The organism is Candidatus Margulisiibacteriota bacterium (assembly GCA_041661965.1).
Lineage (GTDB): Bacteria > Margulisbacteria > WOR-1 > O2-12-FULL-45-9 > XYB2-FULL-48-7 > XYB2-FULL-45-9.
Genome location: JBAZTH010000002.1, coordinates 81,095 through 104,482, shown reverse-complemented (window position 1 = coordinate 104,482; position 23,388 = coordinate 81,095). Strand labels below are relative to the sequence as shown.

The window sequence follows — 23,388 nt, the reverse complement described above, 5'->3', positions numbered from 1 at the left end:
GCCTATATTTCTTCGGCCGTTTCCTTCATTTGAATTCCCAGGGTTTCCAGGATTGCCAGCGCTGGCTCGTAAATATCGGCCGTCGTAGGGATCAGCGAACCCCGGTTCAGCACTTTGTTCTCGGCAACGAGCTGAACGCCGACCGCCGCCGTCAGGCCGACCAGCCGTGACATTGAAGAATCACCGCCCGGGACGCCGAAATCAAGGAGCGTCGAAGTTATTTTTTTTCGCCGGTTCCCGTAGTCGGCCAGAAAAGTATGCTGCAGAACCGACATGTCCCTTTCTCCCGGTTGGTATTGCATCCGCTCCTGCGCGATCAGCGAAAGGGCGTCGACCGGCGTTTTAACGCCGCTCGGGATCGCCGTTTTTTCAAAAAGGCCGAGTTCCCGGGCCTGGTCGAGCATTTTCGAACTCTCTTCGACCCCCAAGAAACCGGCGAAAGCCGCTTCAATGTTTGCCGACGAATCCGCTCCGATCAGTTTTCGGGTAAGATCGGCGTAGCTCCGGCCGCTAAGGTCCATGGCCGTTTCTTGGAGAATGCCGGTTTTGGCGACTTTGTCCCAGAAGGCGCACCAGTCCGCGACCCGCAGGGTTCCCCGCAGCATATTTTGGATGCTGTCAAGTCCGTAGGCCCCGATATAGCCCAACGAATCGCGGTTGGGGTAGCCCTCAAGAAGGCCGACGCCTGCGATTGGATGTCGACTGGGGTTCGAGAAAAGCCGCTCGTTCGGCAGGGTTATGATTTGACCGTCGCGCATAAAAGTGGCGCTGTTGCGCATGGCGTCAAAAACCCCTCTGGGTGACCAGGAAAACTTGTAGCCCAAAGCGTTATTGGCTTCCGGCGCCGGCAAACCTCCGCAATAGGAGGAGAAGCCGGTGACCTTCCCGCCATCAGCCTTAACTTCTTGAATAATCCGCATCGCGGAAAAATGGTCGATCCCCGGATCAAGGCCCATTTCGTTTAAAATTATAAGTCCTTTATCTCGAGCCTGGAGATCAAAGTCTTTGGTGTTGCCGGCGTAAGAGGCGGTAACGAGGTGTGAGCCGTTGGCGATGGCAAGGTCGGCGATTAAGCCGTGCATTCTGGGAGGAAGCATGCTGACCGTAATATCCATCCCTTGCATCAGTTTTCCGACCAGTTCTTTATTGCTCGCGTCGAGCCGCGCCACAGTTCCGTTCGGATGGCCCTGAACGACGGCCAGCGCTCTGGACGGATCCATATCAGCGACGGTTACGCTACGTCTTTGCCTCATTAATAAATCTTGGACCAAAGGCCTTGAAACCATGCCGGCACCCAGGACTAAAATATTTCGCATTTTTGTTTCCCTCCAGAAAGTTATCGGTCGGGCGGAAGTAGAATTTCAGGCTAAATTCACCTTAACCTTGCCAGTTGTAACAGCCTTTTTTTGCCCCTTTTATTATGCTATAATTTACAACGTGCATCCCGTACTTGCAGGAATCGCTCGAAATGAGCGGGTCGCTTCCGCTTATATCTTTATGGGGCCGCCCGGGCCGGAGAAGGCCGCAGCGGCGCGGGAATTTGCTGAAAGTTTGGGGACCCGAAAAGTCGATTTAGTCGTTTTAAAGCCCGAAAAAACGACGATCAAGATCGAACAGATCAGGGAAATTCAGCAGGTAGTCCGCTACGGGCCGACCGCCAGCCCTAAACTGTTCGCGATCATCGAAGAGGCGGACAAACTGACGCCGGAAGCTTCGGCCTCTTTCCTGAAAACGTTAGAGGAGCCGCCGCCGGGAGTGGTCTTTATTCTGCTGGTGGAGCGGGACGACCGGTTGCCGAACACGATCCTCTCTCGTTGTCAGCGGATCATTTTTGGTGAAGGTCCGAAAGCAGGGTCGAACCCTGATTTTGCTCCGTATCGGCTGGATTTGAAAGCGGCGCGGAAAAAGAACGTTTTGGAACTGCTCGATTTTTCCGCCCGGCTCGAAAAGGAAAAGGAAAGACTGGAAGAGTTGCTTTATGACCTGGCGTTTTTCGCGCATGAGGAGCTCCGGGACGTCGGTTTAAGCCGGATCATGCTCGACGCGACCAAGAATATTAAGCGCTACGTCAGCGCCAAGCTCGCGCTTGACGCCGCCTGCTTGAAAATGTCCGCCTCCGGCGGACAGGAGTGATAAGATGAACGATCGAAAATTAGGGATCAGGCTTAGGAAGTTCAACCGGATCTGTCCGATCACCGGTTATCGCGAGGAGTCGATCAAGATCGGCTCGCCGGTCATCGTCCAGACCGATCGCGGCGTGGAATTCGGCGAGATTATTTCGTTCACCGCCGGGACTTCCAGGGCATTGTCTCGCGATGTCCGCCTGAAAAAGGTCCTGCGCTACGCGACTCCGGAAGACCTGGAGAAGGAAAAGCAGATCCAGGTCAAAGAAGGAGAGGCCCTGCAGGCGACCGTTCAGAAGATCAAAGAATATGAATTGCCGATCAAGATCATCAACCTGGAATATCTTTTTGATGACAGCCGGTTGATCATCTATTACCGGAACAAAGGGAATAACGACAAGCCGCCGGTCCTGCGCGAACTCTCGCGCGACCTGTCGGTGACCCTGTCGGCCAAAGTCGATCTGCGGCAGGTTTCGCCGCGCGACGACGCCCGGTTGCTGGGGGGGATGGGACCCTGCGGCCGCTCGCTTTGCTGTTCGGTCTGGCTCGATAAACCGAAGCACGTGACGGTGCGCATGGCCAAGGACCAGGGGCTCGCGATCTCGCCGACCAAGACCTCGGGGGTTTGCGGCCGCTTGATGTGCTGTTTGGAATACGAATATGATAAGCCAATACAGAGAGGAGGAAAAGAGAATGCCAAAAATTGAGATCCGCAAGGGAGAAGAACTCGAAAAGGCCCTGCGCAAATTCAAAATGAAATTGCGCCATGAAGGGACCTTGGACGAGATGAAGAAGCGGGAGTTTTACGAAAAGCCTTCGCAACGGCGGAGGAGAGAGGAAGAGGAGGCCAAACGGCGGGAAGTTAAACGACGCCGAGATTCTGACTAGATGAAGATACTCGACCGCTACGTCATCCGTGAGATGCTCGGCCCCTTTTTTATCGGGGTCGTCGGTTTCATTCTGGTGATGACGGTCGATCTCCTCTTCACGATGGCCGATCTGATCATCAACAAAGGAGTGCCGCTCCTGGCGGTCCTGAAATTGCTGGTCTACAAACTGCCGTCGATTTTGGTCCTGACCTTCCCGGTCTCGACCTTGTTCGGGACCACCATGGCGGTGGGAAGATTTTGTAAAGACAACGAAATGGCTGCCTTCCGGACCTCGGGAGTCAGCCTTTTTCGTATCGCCCGGCCGATGCTCCTGATGGGACTTTTGGTCAGCCTGCTCGCCTTTTTTACCAACGAAAAGATCGTCCCCCACGCTAATTATGTTTCCAGCCAGATCATCCGCCAGGTCATCCAGCAGCAGCCTCTCCCGGAAGTGAAAGATAATGTCTTCTTCAAGGACGCGCAAAACCGGTTTTACTACGCCGGCCGGGTCAACCTGAAGAATAAGACGATGAGCAAGGTTATGGTCTACGAGGTCCAGCCTGGGACCTATCCCCGGACCATCCTGGCCGACAGCGCCAACTATACCGGGAAGATTTGGGAACTGCATCAAGGGGTGATCCATAAATACGACGAAAAGGGGAGTTTAAACTACCAGGCGACCTTTGAGAAAATGAAGATCGCGGTCGTCGATAACTTCGACGCCTTCAGCGAGCAGAAAACCTTTGCCGATATGGACCGGAAAGAACTCCAGGGGATGATCGATTCCCTGGCCAAAAGCGGCTCCAACACCCGGGCCCTGACGACCGAACTTTACCTCAAATATTCCATTCCCTTGACCTGTTTTATTTTTGCTCTGGTCGGGATCCCGTTCTCCCTGTCGTCGCCGCGTTCGGGCCAAACCTGGGGGATCGTCGTGACCATTGTTTTCATGTTCACTTTTTACGTTTTCGCTTCGGTCTTCCGCTCGCTTGGCAGGGGCGGGGTCTTGCCGCCGGAGATTGCCGCTTTTGCTCCCCAAACTTGTTTTATGATAATCGGCTTTGTGATGCTATACTTCCAGGGAAGGTATCGCTAAATGGAAACATTGCTTGATCCAATTGAATTAAAAGCGTTAGGCAAAAAGGAATTGGATGAAGGGGCGTATAAAAAGTCGCAATCTTTCTACGCCCAGGCATCGCTCCTGTCACCCCACGTTTTTCCCTACATTCTGCTTGACTATGAACGCCGCATTGACGGCGACCGGCAGTTGGTCGGGCCGCGGATGGCGCTGGCCGGATTTCTGCTCTCGACCGGACACCTGGATGCCGCTTTGCTGGAATTGGAAGAGGTCCTGATCACCGACCCGCGCAACATCGAGGCTTATAACGCCCTGGGGCGCCTCTATATCCGCCTGGAGCGGATCGATGACGCGATCGACCTCTTGGAACGTTCGATCAAAGAAGGGGTCCGCGACGTCATTCTGACCGAGATCCTGGCCGGGGCTTACCTGGAAAAAGGGCGGCTGGGCGAAGCGATCAAATTTTACGAGGAGATCCTGACCCACCGCCCGACCGATAAGCAGACCCTGCGGATCCTGGGTGAACTTCACGCCCGGATCGAGAATTACAAACAGGCGGCCCGTTATTACCAGTTGATGTTTTCGGACGACCCGGAAGTCGTCAGAGAAGTGGTCCAGCGGCTGGAAGGGCTGTTGCAAAAAGTTGAAGCGAGCATCGAGATCAGGGAGATCCTTTCCGATGTTTACATGCGGACGATCAAGCCGGAAGCGGCGGTCGAAAAACTTAAAGAGATCCTCCGCCTGGAACCGGCCAAACAAGATGAGATCATCGCCCGCTTGCGGACGGTCTTAAAAAGCTACCCCAGCCTGCCGTCGGCCGTTATGGCCCTGGCGGAAGCCTTGCGGAGCAAGGGGGACTTGAGCGAAGCGGTCGAGCAATATAATGAGCTTGGCAAGGCCCACCCCGAGATGGTTGGCCAGGTCATTTCCGGTTATCACGGCATAATCGAAAGTTGTCCGGAGCAGATCCTGGCCCGGACCTACCTGCTCGATATTCTCTTGAGCCAGAACCGGACCGAAGAAGCGCTGGTTGAACTCGGCAAAATGGTCGAGATGGACCCGTCGCAGGCGGAGATGGTGGTCCGCCGCTGTCGGGAGATCCTCCGCGCCCAGCCGCAGCTTTTGCCCGCCCATGTCGTGCTGGGAAAAGCTTGCCTGGCCAAGGGGGATTTTCAGCGGGCGGCCCTTTCGGCCGAAGGGGTCATTAACAGCGATAAGAAATTCATTCCGGCTTACCTTTTACTTGGGGAAGCTTACGCCAATCTCAATTTGCAGCGGAAATCGGTCGAAACTTTTCGGACCGCTTTGACCCTGGACCCGTATAACCTCGATGTCCACGACAAATACCGGGCGGCAAAAGAAAAACAGCTTGAACAAGAGATTGTCGGCTTAAAGGAGCGGCTCCAGGAAGATTCTTGGAAATTATCCCAACATCTCGACCTGGCCAAGGCTTATTTGGAAAAAGGGGAGCGCAACGATGCTATCCGCCAATTGCAGTTAGCGCAAAAAGATCAGCTCCGCGCGCCGCTCGCTTTCCTGATGCTGGGGGGGATCTACCGGAGTTTGGGACGTTTTGACCTGGCGGCCGACAATTTCCAGCGGGCGCTCCAGTCGGCCAATCAGGAGCAGGCTAAGATTATCCGCTTCCATCTCGGGACGACCTACGAATGCGCCGGGGAACCCCGCAAGGCGATGGAGATCTTCGAAGAGATCATGCAGGAGGACCTTGATTTTGCCGACCTGCAAAAACGGGTCCGCCGGCTCCAGGGGATCAGCTTGCAAAGCATGCGCAACCAACCCCTCCGGGCGGTCATTACCGATTACGGGAAGAACGAAATTACCGCGGTCTGGGGACGGGAACAAAAAGCCCCCGGCCGGGCGAACGAAGAGGTCAGCATTTCTTTTGGGCACGAGCATAACCAGAGCGGCGTCGAGTATTTTATGAAAGGGATGTACCAGGCGGCCGAAGAAGAGTTCCTGCTGGCGGTCCAGCTTGACCGGCGGTTTGCCGCCGCGGCCAACAATTTGGGGGTTGCTTTGATGAAGCAGGGGAAACAGGAAGAAGCCCGCTTGCGGATCAACGACGCGGTCCATATCGATCCGGCCTCGCCGGTCTTCCATAATAATCTTGGCGTCGTTAATTATCTCCTTGGCCGGCTTGAATTTGCCGTGATCGCTCTGGAGCGGAGCTACGCGCTCGATCCGGAAACCCCGGCGATTTTTATCAATCTTGGCGATGCCTGCTACCTGAAGAAAGAGGCGCAGAAGGCGATCGATCTTTACCGCATGGTCGGCTCTTTTGATCCCTTGGCCGATCTCGTCCGCCAGCGTTTGCTCTATAAAATTCCTTAGGTTATGAATAACCTCTGTCTCCGCCTTTGCCTCTGCCTTTGCCTCTTGGCTTTGCCGGTCATGGCCGATGAGGAGAAGATCCCCGTCAACATCAAGGCCGATCTTTTAAAATATTACGATGATACCGACCAAGTTAAGGCGACCGGTTCGGTCGAAGTCCGCCTTAAAGAGGTGACGATCTTTGCCGACGAGTTGCTGATGGACTCCGCGACCAATATCGCCACCGCCGAAGGGCATGTCCGGCTTTACACGAAAGATTACCGCGCGACTGCCGCCCACCTGACTTACGATGCGAGCGATGAATCGACCTCCTTTCGGGGCTTTAGCTCATCTTTTGTCCCTTCTTCAATTAAGGGGGAGATCTTTTTGTCCGCTGACAAACTTGACCAGAAGAACAAAAACATGTTTGGCGGGCCGGGGGAGATCTCGACCTGCGATAAAAACCTGGAGCATTATTATTTGACCGCCGACCGGATCGAATATTATCCCGAGGACAAGATGGAAGGGCGGAACGTCGTGATGTGGATCGGCGAAATTCCGGTCCTCTGGCTCCCTTATTACGTTTACGATCTGAAAGGTCAGAAAAAACGGAATTGGGTTTTCGGCAACAACGCGGTTGAAGGCAATTATGTTAAAACGACCTGGGATTATCCCGCCGGGCTTCTCTACATCGATCAGATGGAGAAGAAGGGGTGGGGCTACGGGACCCAGGTCGCCTACGGCTTGGCGGCGCTGGGGCTTGGGACCCTTTACGTCTATCATGTCGATGAACGGGATACGGCTAAATCGGATTGGGTGACGAAGATCACCAGCAAGAAAAACCTGAACGAAAAGACGACCATGGGTATGGAGCATCGTTATTCCTCGATCTATCAGGTTCCCAGCGGCCGGAGCGATTTTACCGCCTATAATCTGAACCTGAACACAACCGATCAGGGGAACGGGAGCCTAGCCTTGACGACACTCGATGACCGGAACGCGGGGATCCAGCAACTGAATTTTTCCTTCGACCGGACGGTCGGCGCGACTTCGCTCGCTTATTCGATCAATTACAATCAGGCAAAAAATTCACCGGGCTGGGTCCGCAATTCCCAGCGTCTCTTTTTCAGTCGGCCGCTTTGGTCCGATACCGTTATCCTGACCACCACGACTAATTACTACTACAGTTTAGCCAAAGAGGGTGATTCGGGAGAGGAGCGGGTCGAACCGGAAATGACGATCACCGGACGGGAACAGGGGTACGCCTGGAAATACAGCGAGAGCCGGTTCCTTGATCTGCGCCAGGACCTTTATCCGAACGTTTCCCGTTATGAATCCCTGACGAAACAGCCGGAGCTGGAGCTCTACCCCCAGAGCTTGGGATTGGGTTGGGCCGATATAAGTTCCACGTTCGGCTACGGCTACTACCGCGAAGTCAAATGGGTGCCGCAACTTAACAAAAACCGTGATTACGCGACCCAACGCTATCGTTTGACCCTGGACGCCGGTAAAAGCGTGCCGTTTGGTCCGGGGACGACCTTGAGCCTTGGTGTCGGGGCCGACCAGTATGCTTACGCTCCAGGCGACCAGATGTACGCCTACCGGGAAAGCGCCGGGACGAGTACCGATCTGGGGGGCTGGTTTAGGAACAGCATCAGTTACCGGAAAGGGGTGACCGACGGTAATTCCCCTTTCTTTTTTGACAAGCTCGGCGCCAGCTATCACGACATCAAGAAACGGATAACTTTTTATAAAGAGGATAAGTTCAGCTGGTGGTTCGAGAGCGGCCGCAACTGGCAGACCGCGACTTGGTTCGACCTGATGTCGAGCCTGCTGATCGCTCCCGACAAAGCCTGGCGTTTAACGGTTGATGGCGGCTGGGACCTGGAAAACCATAAGTACCGCGATCTGATCTCGCGGCTGACCCTTTCCCCTTACAGCTATTTCGGCTGCAGCCTGGCGGCGACCCAGGATCTGAACGTTGGGGAGATCCGGCAGGGGAGCGTTTATTACGACATTTATTTTCTGGAGAAGGAGCCGAACCAGCTTCATCTTAACTTTAGCCAGGTGTATGATACCGCTAAGAAGGAGATCCGCCTGCAGGACGTGGCGATCGTTAAAGAGCTTCACTGTTGGGAGATGAAGTTTAACTATTCCGACTATCGCAAGGAGTACAGTTTTATTTTCAGCGTTAAGGCCCTGCCGGACGAGCCGTTCGGTTTCGGTTCCGGCCGCGGCTTCTATTTCGAAGGGTTTGAAAAAGAGATGAACAAGTTCAAGGGTGAAGATCAGAGGAAATTTTAATGAGAAATGAGAAAAACAACAGACTAATGGCTGGAAACCGGCGACAATATCGTCGCGGTTTCCAGTTTTATCAATTATTCATAATTGCTTTCTTGCTTACTGCTTACAGCTTACTGCTTGTCTCCGGCTGTGCCAGAACAGTTACCCAGATCGCCCCGAGCGGAGCGGAGATGGTGGTCCAGGTGACGATGCGCGGGACGGTCGAAGCGACCGCCAACCGCTATTTCCTGGTCGTTAGCGGGACCTCGGCTTATAAGGTTCAGCTCCCGCTTCCCCAGCCGGGCGGGACCCGTGATGAATTGTTGGAGCCGGGGACGATCCCGATGTACGGCTCGATGGAGGCTTACTTTAACAACTACTACTCAACTTGGACCGGTTATGTTATTACCGAGCCGGCCGGTTATTTCCTGGGGCAGGGGCCGTTTGTTTTCGGCGCTTCGTCGACCAGGGAGGTCCTGTCGACGACCGCTCCCAGCGGCAGTTTTTTTAATTTTACCATTCGTTTGGAACAATTGTTCGGGGCGAACGTTCCGGATATCATTTATTTTGACATCCTAACCGTTCCCTGGGTGACCGGCGCGGAAAAATTGCCGGCCGATCATTTGATGATGAGCAATTACGTTTCTAAAATTGCCGGGACCGAGTTGACGATCAACGACGATCCCGATTCGTCGGTCCCGTCCAGCCTCGATCTCAATAAGGTTGTCGTTAAGATCCAATAAAGGAGCTATGAATTACTTACTGGCTGTATTGTCCGGCGTTCTGCTCACCCTGGCTTTTCCGAAAACCGATCTTTGGTGGCTGGCTTGGGTGGCGCTGGTCCCGTTTTTTGTTGTTTTGGGACGGGCTGGTGATAGGCGTGAAGCTTATCGATTGACCCTGGTTTTTGGGTTGGTTTATTTTCTCGGCGCATTTTATGGCATTACGCCGCTCTTTCGTTTTGGCGGTTACTGGATCATCACCGGTTGGGTTTTATTGGCTTTCTTTCAGTCGCTTTTTCTCCTGCTCTTTACCGGGGTATTCCTGCGGCTCGATCAGCGTTATCGTTTTGCGGCGATTCCCTTGCTTTGGATCGGCGCGGAATGGCTGCGAGTTTTGGGGCCGCTTGGGGTTTCGGTTGGGGTCGTTGGCTATTCTCAAGCGTCCGTTCCGGCCATCCTGCAGATCGCCTCATTTTTTCAGGTCTTTGGGGTCAGTTTTTTGGTCGTGCTGGTTAATTCCGCTATCGCTCAACTGATCGCCCAATCGAGCCGTCGGCTTTTCCCGCTGGCGGCGTTGTTGATCGTGGCGGCGGCGCTGATTTGGGGGAATTTTGTCCTGCTCCAACATCCGGTGGTCAATGATCCGCCTAAAGCCTTGACGGTCGCCTTGATTCAATCAAACGTTGACCAATTTGACCGGATGAACCCCCTAATGGTTAGCCAAAACTATGAATTACATGAAGCCATGAGCCGGCAAGCCGGGGAAAAAGTTGATTTGATCGTCTGGCCGGAAACGGCGGTCTTTGCTTACCTGGCCCAGCATTACCGTTATTTCCCTAGGCTGCAAAAACTCTCGGCCGAGACCGGGTCGTGGCTGGCGCTTGGGACCGCCTATTACGGCGAGAAAGGCCGGGCCTACAATTCGATCGTGACCCTTTCCTCGCTGGGAGCGATCGTTTCCCGCTATGGAAAAGAACAACTGGTCCCGTTCGGCGAATTTCTGCCTTTTCGGCCGCTGATCTATCCTATTCTAAAAGGGACCGGCTACTTTGATTCCGAGTTTAGTTCCGATGGGGCGGTTAGTCCATTGATCATCGGAAGGTATGAAGCGGCGGGGGCGATCTGCTTTGAGTCGACTATCCCAGATCTTATCAAACGGCGGGTCAATAAAAAGACCGCCTTTATCCTAACCGTGACCAACGACGCCTGGTTCGGCGATTCGGTTACTCCTTACCTCCACTGGCAGGCCGGGATCCTCCGGGCGGTCGAGAACCGGCGCTATTTTGTCCAATTGGGGAATACCGGCGTTTCCGGTTTGATCGATCCGTACGGGCGGGTTATTAAACAAAGTGAATTGAATAAGCGGGAAGTGGTGGTTGTTAAAATCCCGGTTCGTTAATTTTCATCTCTTCAAGTTCGACTATCAGTTCAGGCCAGGTCCGATATCTTTCGTCGGGTTTTTTTGCCAGGGTGCGTTTAATTAAGTCCCATAATTTGTCGGGAATGGTAGTCGTTTTACGGAGATCGGGCACCTCGTCATTGTTGATGTGATTAGCATAAACCCATAGTTCCACCGGGGTTGCTCCGCAGCCGCCGAAGGGAGGGTGTCCGCTTAACATTTCATAAACGATTGCGCCAAAGGCATACTGATCGCTTTTCCAATCTATTCCCACGACACTGGTCAAGGCTTCCGGCGACATATATTCAGGCGTCCCCAATATCAAATTAGGAGGGGTTAATGAAGGACGGTTGAAAGGCGGGCTTGTTAAGAGTTTGGCGATGCCAAAATCGGATATTTTGACCCCCTTTTTTGTAACGAAGATGTTATCGGGCTTCAAATCCCGATGAATTATCCGATTCTGATGTAATCTTTGTAAAATTTTAGCCAGGTCCAGTGCAACCACCAGGGTTTCGCGAGTGGAAAGCCTTCTCTGATTGATGATTTCCTGCAAAGTCGGGCCGTCAACATATTCCATCGCTATAAAAGGGACGAATGCTGGCAAGCCTAACGGCGCCGCTTCCGTCCAATCAATGGTTCTTAAATATTCATGGCGATCCACCGTATCATAGCCGTAATATTGCACGATCCCCGGAAGGCCGGCCGCTCGGTGGGCTTTTGCTTCCCCCCGGCTAAAACGTTCCAAGATCATCGGGTTGCAAGCTTGTTCCATTAAGGGGAATTTGAGCACTATTTCCGTCCTTGAAGATCGATCGAATACCAGAAATGCGACCGCCATGTTTCCGCTGCCAAGCCTTTTAATGACTAAAAAACGATCTTTCCGTATCAGGTTTTCTTGAAAATCGATCGGCATGGTCCCATCATTCCCTAGTAATACCGGCACGGAGAACGGGATCGGCGTGGTTTTTGATGCCGGTGGGCTGACCGGTTCCGACCGGCCGATAAAAACAACCTGCTGGGGCGAGACTAAAGCCGGCGCTTTGATGAAACCCGCTAAAGACCGGGCCGCACCGGCTAAATTACCAAGACCGGCGGATAACCGATCGAGCTGTTCTTTCAACGTTCTTTCCTGGCTGTCGATATATCTTTCAAGCATTTTTATTATTTCAATTTCATTCTTAATCATCGGGACTTCAGCCCACTGCATTAATTCAGATTGTTCAAACCGGCGATGCCTTTGTTTTGTGGCCCTAATGGCGTGCCCAACGGCGCCAATCTTCGGTTTGACGCTGTTCCAATTTTGGACGATTACTCTAAGCTTATCGGATAAACCGGTTAGTTGGACGGCGTAATCGGTAAAGAGCAACAGATCATCGGCCTCTAGAGCGCTGGCCGCAATCGCTTCGTCTTCAAAGGGGGCCTTTGCTCCGCGAAGGCTGATCGGCGGTTCTTCCAGGAGTTTTTCCGTTCTTACCGCTTGCAATAGATTACTGGTCAGACTATCAATGTCACCGGCCAGAGCGGCAAACGCGGTCCGCCAGATGGGCTCTTGTTTTTCGGTCGCGTCCAGTCGGTTGCCGATTTCTTCATATTTATGCCTTAAGCGGTCAAATTGTAAAACGGCGGTAGCGACATCGTCTCTTATCTTTTCCAGTTGAGTCGCGATATCATTGGGAACGGCGATGGAAACGGAGGCTTTTGTCGAAATTGATTGGGAGAGATAACCGCACAGCGGGGCCGCGAAATGATAACTACTGCTTAGATCGATTAATTTCGCCAGCACGGTATGTCTGCCGGCCGTGCTGAAGTGGTTGATCGTGTTTAAGGCGTCTTGTTTTTCCGCGCCGCCTCGATTATAAGCGGTTACCAGTCGCTTTAAGAACGATTCATCTCTCCCAATTCGAATTCTTGATAAAGACATATTGTTGAAAATATATCCGATAATTATTCAAAAAATTTCACATTATTTTGGGAAAAATATCCGATAGGTAAAGTTTAAAATCCCAGTTCGTTGAGGACGGTCGAGATTGGTTCGGCCTGGTTCATGACGAAGAAGTGGAAGTAGTTGACCCCGCCGATAATTAATTCTCTGGTCTGCTCCAGGGTCCATTCGGTGCTGATCCGCTTGATAGCTTCTGGGTTCTCCGCGTTCTTTTCGATCTTCTCCAATAATTCTTTCGGAATAGTCGCGCCGCATTTTTCGGTCAGCGTTTTGATCTGCTTGGTGCTGGTGATCATCATCTGGCCAGGGATGATCGGTATTTTAATTCCCGCGGTCCGGCATTGATCGACGAAATCAAAATAGGCCTGGTTGTTAAAGAATAATTGGGTGATGACGTACTCGGCCCCGGCGTCGATCTTTTTCTTTAAGTTGGCGATATCTTTTTTCATGGCGGCCGCTTCGGTGTGCTTTTCCGGGTAGCCGGCGACCCCGACGCAAAACTTCGGTTGCTCTTCTTTAATGAACTCGACCAGTTCCGAAGCGTAGCGGAAACCGTTCTTGGGGGGAACAAATTTTGTTTCCCCAGCCGGCGGATCGCCCCGCAGGGCGAGGATATTTTCAATTCCTAATTTGGCAAGCTGTTTGAGCTGGGCGGCAATATCATGGCGCTCGGCGCCGACACAAGTTAAATGGGCGACCGGTTCGATTTTGAACTTCTTTTTGATCAATTCCGCCCAGTAAAAAGTCTTTTCCCGGGTCGTTCCCATCGCGCCGTAGGTTACGGAGACGAAATCAGGGTGGAACTGACCCAGTTTTTCAAGCGCGGCTAAGAGATGGGCTTCCCCTTCCGGTGTTTTGGGCGGGAAAAATTCAAAAGAGAGAGTTGGCCGGTCGATCCGGTTCAAGGCTTTACTTACTTTCATTCTTATCTTTCAGGGCTTCCATTTCTTCCGGTTTCGGTTGCGACTTGGTGAGCGGCCGCATGTGGGGAAAGAAGATCACGTCCCTGATGGACGGGGAATTGGTCAGGAGCATTACCAGGCGGTCGATCCCGATCCCTAGGCCACCAGCCGGGGGCATCCCATATTCGAGCGCCCGGAGGAAATCTTCGTCCATCGACTCGGCTTCTTCGTCGCCGGCCGCTTTAAGGTCGGCCTGTTTTTGGAAGCGCTGCATTTGGTCGATCGGGTCATTAAGCTCGGAGAAGGCGTTGGCCAACTCCATTCCAGCCATGATCAGTTCAAAACGTTCAACTTTCCCTTCTTTTGACCGATGTTTCTTGGCCAAAGGAGAAGTTTCGAGCGGGTGGTCGATGATAAAGGTCGGTTGCCGTAGGTTAGGCTCAACGAACTTGTCGTAGAGTTCGTTAATAATCTTGCCGATGCCAAGTTCCGTCGCCCCTTCGATTCCTTTTTCTTTTCCTAAGGCGCGGATCTGGTCATCGTTTTTGCCGATGATGTCGATCCCGTTCTCTTTGAGCGCTTCTTCCAGGGTAATTTTTTTCCAAGGTGGGGTGAGGTTGATCTTTTCGCCGCGGAATTCGATTTCCACCGTTCCCAGTACCTCTTTGGCGGCGTTAACGACCAGTTCTTCTGTGAGTTGCATGATGTCGTGATAGTCGACGTAGGCCTGATAAATCTCGATCATCGTGTATTCCGGGTTATGCTTGAAGGACATCCCTTCGTTCCGGAAGACCCGGCCCATTTCAAATACTTTTTCAAAACCGCCGACCAAAAGCCGCTTCAAATAGAGCTCGGGGGCGATCCTCATAAACAAAGGCATGCTCAAGGCATCGTGAAAAGTCTCGAACGGCCGGGCGGCGGCGCCACCTTGCAGGACGTGCAGGACCGGGGTTTCAACTTCCAGGAACCCTTTTTCCTCCAGGAAACGGCGGATAAAGGAGACGATCTTGCTCCTTTTGACGAAAACAGCTTTAACTTCCGGGTTGACCATCAGGTCAAGGTAGCGTTCCCGGTAACGGATCTCTTTATCCTGCAGTCCGTGCCATTTTTCCGGCAGGGGGAGGAGCGATTTGCTTAAAATTTCTAGCTTTTCCACCCGGACGGTGATCTCGTTGGTCTTGGTCCGGAAAACATGACCGGTCACGCCGATGTAATCCCCTATGTCGAGGTTCTGCCAGAGCTCATATTGATTTTCCCCAATGACATCGAGTTTGGCGTAGATCTGGATCCGGCCGAACTCGTCCTGGATGGTGGCGAAAGAGGCCTTGCCATGGCCGCGCTTGGTCATGATCCGGCCGGCAATAGCGACGGTCTCGGTGCTTTCTTGGCCTTCAGTCAGTTGAGCAAAGTTTTCCAGAACTTGATTGGAGTGGGCGGTCGCCGTGAACTTATATGGATAAGGATTAACCCCTTTGTCCCTGATGTTCTGCAGCTTTTCCCGCCTAACTTTTAACAAATCGCTTAATTCTTCTGACATTTTTACCCCTTGCTAACTACTAACTCGCGACTAAACGTCGCGGTTAAAGTTTTGATAACCGCGGCGTTCAGCCGCAGGTTGATAACTTTTTTTCTGCTATGATCCTTAACCCCTTGAGGGTCAGGTCCAAATCTATTATATCAACAACGGGGGTGTACTTACAAATTAGCTTCGCTAACCCGCCTGTCGCGATTACAGTCATTCGAGCATTAGTCATTCGGGCATTCGAATTGCTCAATTCGGATTTTATACGTTTTACCATTCCTTCGACCATGGCGACGTAGCCAAAGACCAGTCCGCTTTGCAGAGCTTCAACGGTGCTGCGGCCGACGACTCGTTTAGGCGCGACGATCGGCACGGATGGAAGCTTGGCGGTCCGCTGATGCAGGGTGTCGCGGGCAAGGGTGATGCCGGGAGCAATTGCCCCGCCTAGGTATTCACCTTTAGCCGAAACATAATCAAAAGTAGTGGCGGTTCCGAAATCGATGATCAAGGCGGGGCGGTTATAGAGAGTGTATGCGGCCAGAGCGTTGACGACCCGATCGGCGCCGATCGCTTTTTTGTCGCTAAGCTTGACCTTGATCAGGGGGATATCGGCAGCCGAAACAAAGCGAGGAACGAGCCCGTAATGTTGCTTGATATCTTTGGCCAATTTCCGGTTAACCGCCGGGACCACGCTGGCGATGATTACCTGTGCAATATTTCCCTTAATTTTACGATATATATATGGCGCGGTCGGGGTTCGCCAGGTGGCGACCAATTTCGGACCTTCAAAAAGGCCATAGACAATGTTAGTATTGCCGACGTCAATGGTCAGTATCATTTAATAATTATATCACGCTTAAGGAGCCTGCGAATAAAATTCGCGGTTCCTTGAAATGCAATGCTTTGGAGGAATCCGCGGCGATATTGCCGCTGGTTTCCGACAGGTGAATAGGTTTTTATGAAAAGAGAAGTTTTAGCTTTAATTATCTGTATTTTTGCTTATAAACTGGCTTTAGTCTTGATCTGGTTCCGCCGGCTGAAGATTACGACCCTTCTTGTCTAAAAATTACTAAAGAAACGGAGGCTTGTCCTAATCCGACGGTTAATAAAGTAGAACGATACGCGTCCGACCGCTTTGGCCTTGATTTAACCGATCCCAACCTGAATTTTAACTTGCGAGAGAAAGGGATCCTCCCTTACGACTTGAAATACAACTTGAAAGATAACACCTGGCGTTTGAAGTTGTTTCAGCGGAGCTCCGCAGTTCTTGTTAATCGGGATTTGATCGAGCCGACGCTCACTTATGATAATACCGACCGCTATCGGCTTTACCTGATCAATAAAGGGCTCTCTTTTTAACAATTTTCTAACCCTACTCTAATTGATTTTTAATCTATTTTTGTGTAATATTTCCTCACTGCGGCGCAAAGTGTTATCCTTCTATTATTGGATCATATTTAAAAAGTTGAAAGGAGAAGTTATATGAACGAAGAGATTAGGGTCATCGACGAAAAAGTTAAAGCCAAAAGCGAGTTCGTGGAAAAGATCGGCCAGGCGCTAGCTGGGACGATCATCGGCCAAAAAGGGATTATCGACCGGTTGATCGTTGCCATGCTTTGTAACGGCCACGTAATGGTCGAGGGGGTGCCGGGGTTGGCCAAGACCTTGATCATCAAGGCGCTGGCGGCGGCGGTTGACGCCAAATTCGCCCGGATTCAGTTCACCCCCGACCTTCTGCCATCCGACCTGATCGGGACGATGATCCTTAACCCGAAGAGCGGGGAATTTACCTCGCGCAAAGGGCCGATCTTTGCCAATATCATTCTGGCCGACGAGATTAACCGGGCTCCTTCCAAGGTTCAGAGCGCCCTGCTGGAAGCGATGCAGGAGCACCGGGTTACCATCTCCGATACCACTCATCAATTGCCGGAGCCGTTCCTGGTCATGGCGACGCAAAATCCGATCGAGCAAGAGGGGACCTATCCTCTCCCCGAAGCAGCGATCGACCGCTTTATGTTTAAGTTGAAGATCACTTATCCCCGGAAAGAAGAAGAGTTGAAGATCATTGATTCCGCCCTTATTGGCCAGGAACCGAAGATCAGTAAGGTTGTCAGTATCCAGGAGATCATGGAGACCCGCCAGGTTATTAACCAGATCTACATTGATGACAAGCTAAAGCAGTACATCGTTAATCTAGTCTCCGCGACCAGGACGCCGCAGGATTACGGCGTCGGCGAGCTGGCTGGCCTGATCCAATTTGGCGCTTCCCCGCGCGCTTCGATCAACCTCGCTCACGCTGCCAAAGGGCAGGCGTTTATCCGCCGCCGCGGCTATGTCATCCCCGACGATATCAAGAACGTCGCCCTGGACGTCATGCGCCACCGGATCATCCTGACCTACGAAGCGGAGGCGGAAGAGCAAACGTCGGAGACGATTATTCAAAAGGTTTTAGATGCTGTCGATGTTCCGTAAAATCCGTCGGATCGAGATCCAGTCGCGCAAACCGGTCGAACAGCTTTTTGCCGGCGAGTACCGGAGCGTTTTTAAGGGGGAGGGACTGGAATTCCACGAGGTCCGCGAATACCAGCCGGGGGACGATATCCGCTCGATCGACTGGAACGTAACCGCTCGTCTCGGCCGTCCATTCGTCAAGAAATTCATTGAAGAGCGCCAGCGGACGATCATCCTCTTGGTCGACGTTTCCGCTTCCCAGGATTTTGGTTCCCTGAATAAAAGCAAGAACGAGATCGCGGCGGAGCTGGCCGCCATTCTCGCTTTTTCGGCGATCAAGAACAACGATCTGGTCGGGGTCCTCCTCTTCAGCGATCAGATCGAAAAATATATCCCCCCCAAAAAAGGGAAAAAGCATGTCATGCGGATCATCCGGGATATCTTATTCTTTAAACGTCAGAATACCCGGACCGACCTGACCCAGGCGCTCCGTTATTTCAGCCGGGTCCAGCGTAAAGGGGCGATCGTCTTTCTTATTTCAGATTTTCTGGGGGACGATTACGAACGGCCGGTGACCGCTCTTGCCCGCCGCCACGACCTGATCCCGGTTTTCATTAAAGATCGTTTTGAGCTTGATTTCCCTGCTCACGATGGGTTGCTCATGGTTGAGGACCCGGAAAGCGGAGAACTGCGCGCGATCGACGGGGGTGACCCGGCAGTTCGCCAGGCTTACCGGGCGGCGGCCCAAGCCGAATACCAAAAAAAACTGAAATTCTTCCGTTCCCTGAAAGTTGATTGCCTGGAGCTTTCGACCGACGGGAACTATATTAAGCCGCTTAACCAGTTCTTTAAGCGCCAGCAAAGGAAAGCCCGCCGATGACGACCGATATCCGGGATATTAAAGGGATTGTTGGGATCATTGACTGGGGGACGATCTTTTTCCTTGGCCTTTGCTTTATCATTTGCCTTGGCCTTGGTTACCTTGCTTACAGATACTATTTAAAAATCAAGACGAAGGCAGAGGCGAAGGCTGAAGACAAGGTTCCCTCAAAGCCGTTTAATCAACTGGCCGAAGAGGCTTTATTGGCCCTTGATCCGGTCACTTATTTTCAGAAAAGTTTTTTCCGCGATTATTATTTTGAGCTGACCGGGATCGTCCGCCATTTTCTGGCCGCTAATTACAAGATCGACGCCCTGGAGAAGACCTCATATGAATTGATCGGGGAAATGGAGCGGGTCGAACGGGATTACGAGAAGATCAAACTGCTTGACCGTTTCCTGCAAGATGCCGACCTGGTCAAATTTGCCAGGGAAAAGCCGAGCCTGGCGACAATGCGGGAATCAAAAGAGAAAGCGCTCCGCTTTATAAAGGAGTTTTATCGTGCGATTGGCTAATATATTTTGGCTGTTACTATTATTGCTGCTTCCTTACATATATAGCCTGAAGAGGAGTGGGAAGCCAGCCGCTTTGCCGCATCCCGACTTAGCTTGGCGTTTGGCCGATCCCGGTCGACAGGCCGTTTGGAAACAGCGCCTGCCGCTTGTTCTCCGGTTAAGCGCGCTGATTTTACTAGTGCTGGCTCTTGCCCGGCCGCAGGCGAGCTTTATCTTTGACAACGCCAACCGCTACGGGATCGACATTATGGTCGCTATGGATGTCAGCAGTTCGATGACCGCCGAAGACTTTGTGCCTAATCGGATCGCGGTCGCCAAGAACCTCTTGGCTGATTTTATCCGCTCGCGACCTAACGACCGGATCGGCCTGATCGTTTTCGGGGCTGAAAGTTATCTTCAGGCGCCGCTGACCACCGACCATCGGACCGTCCTCTCGTTCCTGGATGATGTCAGGGTCGGGATGGCTGAAGACGGGACCGCGATTGGGATGGCCTTGGCGAATGGGGTGAAACGACTGAAAGATTCACAGGCGAAGAGTAAGATCATTCTTCTCCTGACCGATGGCGATAATAATGCCGGGGCGGTCGATCCCGACACCGCCGCGAAATTAGCGGCGACTTACGATATCAAGATTTACGCTATCGGCATTGGCGACCCGAAAGGGGCCCCGATCCCGATGGTCGACCAGTTCGGCAATAAAACCTACGCCTATAATCCAGACGGGACCCCCTTCCTGACCAAGATGAACGTGGAAGGGTTAAAGCGTTTGGCCGCGACGACTAACGGCGGCTACTACTTGGCGACCGATGGCGGGAAGCTTCGCTCGATCTTTCAGCAGATCGACCAATTGGAAAAGAGCAAGTTCGACGCCAAAAAACAGTTTGTCTTTGACGAGAAGTTCCCGCTCTTCGCCTTACCGGCTCTTTTACTGTTGCTACTGGAATTTGGCTTGGTCAAATACTGGGTGAGACTGCCATGATCTTTGCCGCCGCGATCTACTTATGGCTTTTACCGCTTCTTGGCGCTGCCGCTTTTTATGAGTGGCTGGCCGGCCGGCAAAAAAATTACCGGCTTTTCGGCCGTGAACTTGAGCCGTTAATGACCCGCCATTTTGACCGGCGGAAAGAGGGGCAAAAACGAATTTTGTTTTACGCCGGGATCGCTTTTTTGATCATTGCGTTGGCTCGGCCGCAATGGGGGGAGAGGGAACAACATTTTACCGCGCCGGGGATCGACCTGATCTTTGCCGTTGACGTCAGTAAAAGCATGCTGGCGGCCGATCTCAAACCTAACCGGCTGGAAAATGCCAAGCAGGCGCTGCGCCTCCTGACTTTGCAGCTGGCCGGGAACCGGCTTGGCCTGGTCGCTTTTGCCGGGAGCAGTTTTGTGGAGTGTCCGCTGACCGGTGATATCAGTGCTGTTGCTCTGTTCCTTGATTCATTAAGCCCGTCTTTAATTCCGGTGCCGGGGACCGACCTGGGCGGAGCGATCCGCTCGGCGGTCCAGGCTTTTGACAAAGCGCCGACCAGTAAAGCGGTCATCCTGATCACCGACGGGGAAGATCTCTCCGGCGGCGCCCGCGGCGCGGCCGATGAAGCGGCGGGGGCGGGAGTCAAATTTTTCCCGGTCGGCATTGGGACGGAAGTCGGGGAGACAGTCCCCGAGATCGACGATAACGGCCGGGTGGTCGGCGTGAAGCGGGACAAGAAGGGGGAACTGGTTGTTTCTAAACTTGATGTTAACTTGCTAAATGAGATAGCGGAGAAAACCGGAGGCAAAGCTTTTTTTGTCGGCGGGCGGAGCTCGGCTTTACCGGAACTGATGGCGGCGATTGCCGCTCTTCCCAAGAGCAAGATCGCCCAAAAGCTGGGGTATCAATATTACGACCGTTTTCAGATCTTTCTGCTTTTAGCTTTTATTTGCCTGGCGGCGGAGTTCGTAATGACCGAGAGGAAAGGCTGATCCATATGAGGAAGATATTTATTTTTTTGCTTATCGCTTTTTGCTTATCGCTTAGTGCTTCTTATTCCATCCCCTTTGAAAGCCGTCTGAATAAAGGGAATGGGTTCTATAACCGCGGGCTTTTCGATCGGGCGCAGAATGTTTATGAGTCTATTTTGGCCAAGAAAAAAGATCCGCTGGCTAAGTATAATCTTGGCAACGCCCTCTATCGTCAGGGAAAATTTGCCGAAAGTGAAAAGCTCTTTGAGGCGGTTAGCGGCGAAGCGGCCGATAAGGGGTTGGTCCATAAAGCGTTATATAATAAAGGGAATGCCCAGTTCCGTCAGGAAAACTACGAAGGAGCGGTTAACTCCTACGAACAGGCGTTGAAGTTTAAGAATAAAGACCAGGATACGCTCTATAATCTGGCTTTGGCGAAAAAGCTTTTAAAAATGCCAAAGAACCAGCGGCCCAAGCAGAACAAACAGAAGCAAAAGCAGCAGCAAAAACAGCAACAAAAACAACAGCGAAACAAGCCGCAGAAGAAAAATGGGTTGAACAAACAGGACGCGGAACGGATCATGCAGGGGTTGGGGAATAACGAAAAACATAAAGGGAAAAAGGCCAAAGGAAAAGGAGCGGGGAATGGGCCGGACTGGTAAAATTAGTTTACTGATTTTAAGCGTTATTTTGCTGGTCAGCCCGGTTATCGCCGGTGAGCTTTCTCTAAAAGCGACGGTTGATAAAATGACCGTTGCTTTGGACGAGACAGTTAATTATACGTTGACTGTCTCCGGCGGCGGACAGAACCTGCCGCTCCCGGCTCCGCCGCAATTCGTGAATTTAACCGCTGTTTCCCGTTTTCAGACCTCTAATGTTTCGATCATGAACGGCCAGGCGAGCGTTTCCAGCTCCATGACATATATATTAAGGCCGGACAAGGTCGGTTCGGCCTCGATTGGCACGGCGGTTTTGGACTATAACGGCCAGAGCTATCGTTCGGACCCGATCGCCTTAAAGGTGACCGCCGCGACCGGAACTGGTAAAGCGGCTCCGACCAGACAGGCCGCGCCGGTTGATCCCTGGGACAAAATGATCGACGAGATCTTTAACCGCCCGCTCATTCCTCGGCCAGTCGCGATCAAAGACCCGATCAAAGTGAAAATGAGCGTTTCCCGGGCTAACCCTTACGTCAACCAGTTGGTCGTATTAACTTTCACTTTCTATCGCCGGGTCAACCTGCTGGAACAGCCGATCTATATGCCGCCGTCAACGACCGGTTTCTGGTCGGTCTCCCTGCCGAATGCCAATAATCAACGCCAGGAAGTGATCGACGGGATTAATTATCTCGCCCAGGATTACCGAATGGCCCTTTTTCCGATCTCGGCGGGGCCTCATTTGATCAAAGAAGCCTCTTTGCGGGCGAGAGTTTACCAGGGGGCGCCGACTTTACTGAAGACCGACCTTATTTCCATCAATGTCCGGCCGCTGCCGGAAGCGGGTAAGCCGGCTGATTTCGGCGGTTCGGTCGGGCGTTATCAACTGTCGGTCGCCCCGAGCGTTCGGGAGGTTGAAAGAGGGAAGCCCTTTACCGTGATCGCCAAGGTATTTGGCGAGGGGAATATTCAATCGGTTTCGGAGCCGGTCCTGGCGGAGAGCGAAGCTTTCAAGCGGCTCTCCAGCACCTCAAAAGAGAAAGTCACGGCCGGAGCGGCCTCGGTTGCCGGGTCCAAGACCTTTGAGCTTGCCATCCTGCCGCTCAAGGAAGGAAAGTTAACGATTCCAGCTTTGACCTTCAGCTATTTTGAGCCGGAGAGCGGGGCTTATCGCCAAATCAAATCCCAGCCGATCGCGATCAAGGTTTTACCTTCCAATCTTCCTCTGCCGAAGGGGCTTGACGCTGCCAGCCGGAGCTTGCCTGACGGTTCGGTGAAAATCAGTTTTGATTGGCGGAGCCCGCTCCGTTGGTTTTACGGTGTAATTATTAGTCCCGTATTTCTGGTCTCGTTTGGCCTGATTGTCCTGCTTGTGGTTTTATATTTTGCCTGGCGGCGGTGGCGAGATAATTTGTCGGTCAATCATTTTCGGGTTGCCCGCGACCGCTTAAAGCGGGCGAGAGAGTTGCTACAGGGGAGCAAACTTAAAGAATACGTCGGCGAGTTGTTTGAAGCGGTCTTCCATTATCTTGGCGACAAATATACTTTCCCGATCACCGGCGCGACAACCGATGAGATTAAGGAATTATTAGCGGGCAAGGGGATTGCGGCGGCAGAACAAAAAGAGATCGAAAAGTTTTTTAACGAATGCGACCTGATCCGCTTCACCCCGTCTTCGCTCGATCGGGCGGCGGCGGACAAGCTTCTCCAAAAAGCCGAAAGCTTGATCGTCCTGCTTGAATCGAATAGCTATTCCCATCCCGGATAGCGACTG

The 23,388-nt window shown here is 52.5% G+C and carries 21 protein-coding genes; 16 read left to right on the top strand and 5 right to left on the bottom strand.

Annotated features, from left to right (window positions below; genetic code table 11):
* Positions 1–2 precede the first annotated feature (2 nt).
* On the bottom strand, positions 3–1,316 hold the full coding sequence (locus WC772_03350) for a saccharopine dehydrogenase C-terminal domain-containing protein (protein ID MFA6169789.1): 1,314 nt from the start codon (positions 1,314–1,316) through the stop codon (positions 3–5).
* 121 nt (positions 1,317–1,437) lie between these two features.
* Here WC772_03350 and WC772_03345 point away from each other — a divergent pair, with 121 nt between their 5' ends.
* Genes WC772_03345 through lnt form a run of 8 tightly spaced genes read left to right on the top strand, consistent with a single transcriptional unit; the run spans position 1,438 to position 10,805 of the window.
* Entirely contained in the window at positions 1,438–2,133 is a 696-nt protein-coding gene (locus WC772_03345) for an AAA family ATPase (protein MFA6169788.1), read from the top strand.
* 4 nt (positions 2,134–2,137) lie between these two features.
* Positions 2,138–2,830, top strand: a complete 693-nt coding sequence (gene ricT / locus WC772_03340; GenBank protein MFA6169787.1) for a regulatory iron-sulfur-containing complex subunit RicT — start codon at positions 2,138–2,140, stop codon at positions 2,828–2,830.
* A complete protein-coding gene (gene rpsU, locus WC772_03335) occupies positions 2,817–3,011 on the top strand; it encodes a 30S ribosomal protein S21 (protein MFA6169786.1) in 195 nt (64 codons plus the stop codon). Before ricT ends, rpsU begins: the two co-directional genes overlap by 14 nt.
* The gene (locus WC772_03330) at positions 3,012–4,088 is read left to right on the top strand and encodes an LptF/LptG family permease (GenBank protein ID MFA6169785.1); all 1,077 of its coding nucleotides are present in this window, start codon (positions 3,012–3,014) and stop codon (positions 4,086–4,088) included. It begins immediately after the preceding gene.
* Positions 4,089–6,422 (top strand): tetratricopeptide repeat protein, encoded by a 2,334-nt coding sequence (locus WC772_03325; protein MFA6169784.1) that lies wholly within the window; start codon positions 4,089–4,091, stop codon positions 6,420–6,422.
* A gap of 3 nt (positions 6,423–6,425) precedes the next feature.
* On the top strand, positions 6,426–8,705 hold the full coding sequence (locus tag WC772_03320) for an LptA/OstA family protein (protein MFA6169783.1): 2,280 nt from the start codon (positions 6,426–6,428) through the stop codon (positions 8,703–8,705).
* On the top strand, positions 8,705–9,427 hold the full coding sequence (locus WC772_03315) for a hypothetical protein (protein MFA6169782.1): 723 nt from the start codon (positions 8,705–8,707) through the stop codon (positions 9,425–9,427). The genes WC772_03320 and WC772_03315 overlap by 1 nt, the downstream gene beginning before the upstream one ends.
* A 7-nt stretch (positions 9,428–9,434) precedes the next feature.
* A complete protein-coding gene (lnt, locus tag WC772_03310; protein MFA6169781.1) occupies positions 9,435–10,805 on the top strand; it encodes an apolipoprotein N-acyltransferase in 1,371 nt (456 codons plus the stop codon).
* Here lnt and WC772_03305 read toward each other — a convergent pair.
* The 4 genes from WC772_03305 to WC772_03290 form a co-directional block, all read right to left on the bottom strand.
* Positions 10,786–12,726, bottom strand: coding sequence for a serine/threonine-protein kinase (locus WC772_03305; protein MFA6169780.1), 1,941 nt, complete (start codon positions 12,724–12,726; stop codon positions 10,786–10,788). The genes lnt and WC772_03305 overlap by 20 nt on opposite strands.
* 74 nt (positions 12,727–12,800) lie before the next feature.
* A complete protein-coding gene (metF, locus tag WC772_03300; protein MFA6169779.1) occupies positions 12,801–13,670 on the bottom strand; it encodes a methylenetetrahydrofolate reductase [NAD(P)H] in 870 nt (289 codons plus the stop codon).
* Positions 13,657–15,186, bottom strand: coding sequence for a lysine--tRNA ligase (lysS, locus tag WC772_03295; protein MFA6169778.1), 1,530 nt, complete (start codon positions 15,184–15,186; stop codon positions 13,657–13,659). Before lysS ends, metF begins: the two co-directional genes overlap by 14 nt.
* 67 nt (positions 15,187–15,253) lie before the next feature.
* On the bottom strand, positions 15,254–16,009 hold the full coding sequence (locus tag WC772_03290; GenBank protein MFA6169777.1) for a type III pantothenate kinase: 756 nt from the start codon (positions 16,007–16,009) through the stop codon (positions 15,254–15,256).
* A gap of 365 nt (positions 16,010–16,374) precedes the next feature.
* On the opposite strand from WC772_03290, the gene WC772_03285 reads away from it, so the two are divergent.
* From WC772_03285 to WC772_03250, 8 genes are all read left to right on the top strand, one after another.
* Positions 16,375–16,530 (top strand): hypothetical protein, encoded by a 156-nt coding sequence (locus tag WC772_03285; GenBank protein MFA6169776.1) that lies wholly within the window; start codon positions 16,375–16,377, stop codon positions 16,528–16,530.
* A 123-nt stretch (positions 16,531–16,653) separates the two neighbouring features.
* A complete protein-coding gene (locus tag WC772_03280) occupies positions 16,654–17,643 on the top strand; it encodes a MoxR family ATPase (GenBank protein ID MFA6169775.1) in 990 nt (329 codons plus the stop codon).
* Positions 17,633–18,502, top strand: coding sequence for a DUF58 domain-containing protein (locus WC772_03275; protein MFA6169774.1), 870 nt, complete (start codon positions 17,633–17,635; stop codon positions 18,500–18,502). Before WC772_03280 ends, WC772_03275 begins: the two co-directional genes overlap by 11 nt.
* Positions 18,499–19,017, top strand: coding sequence for a hypothetical protein (locus WC772_03270; protein MFA6169773.1), 519 nt, complete (start codon positions 18,499–18,501; stop codon positions 19,015–19,017). The genes WC772_03275 and WC772_03270 overlap by 4 nt, the downstream gene beginning before the upstream one ends.
* On the top strand, positions 19,010–19,996 hold the full coding sequence (locus WC772_03265; protein ID MFA6169772.1) for a VWA domain-containing protein: 987 nt from the start codon (positions 19,010–19,012) through the stop codon (positions 19,994–19,996). The genes WC772_03270 and WC772_03265 overlap by 8 nt, the downstream gene beginning before the upstream one ends.
* Positions 19,993–20,979, top strand: a complete 987-nt coding sequence (locus WC772_03260; GenBank protein ID MFA6169771.1) for a VWA domain-containing protein — start codon at positions 19,993–19,995, stop codon at positions 20,977–20,979. The genes WC772_03265 and WC772_03260 overlap by 4 nt, the downstream gene beginning before the upstream one ends.
* Positions 20,980–20,984: 5 nt before the next feature.
* Entirely contained in the window at positions 20,985–21,620 is a 636-nt protein-coding gene (locus tag WC772_03255; GenBank protein ID MFA6169770.1) for a tetratricopeptide repeat protein, read from the top strand.
* The gene (locus WC772_03250) at positions 21,604–23,382 is read left to right on the top strand and encodes a BatD family protein (GenBank protein ID MFA6169769.1); all 1,779 of its coding nucleotides are present in this window, start codon (positions 21,604–21,606) and stop codon (positions 23,380–23,382) included. Before WC772_03255 ends, WC772_03250 begins: the two co-directional genes overlap by 17 nt.
* The last annotated feature ends 6 nt before the right edge of the window (positions 23,383–23,388 follow it).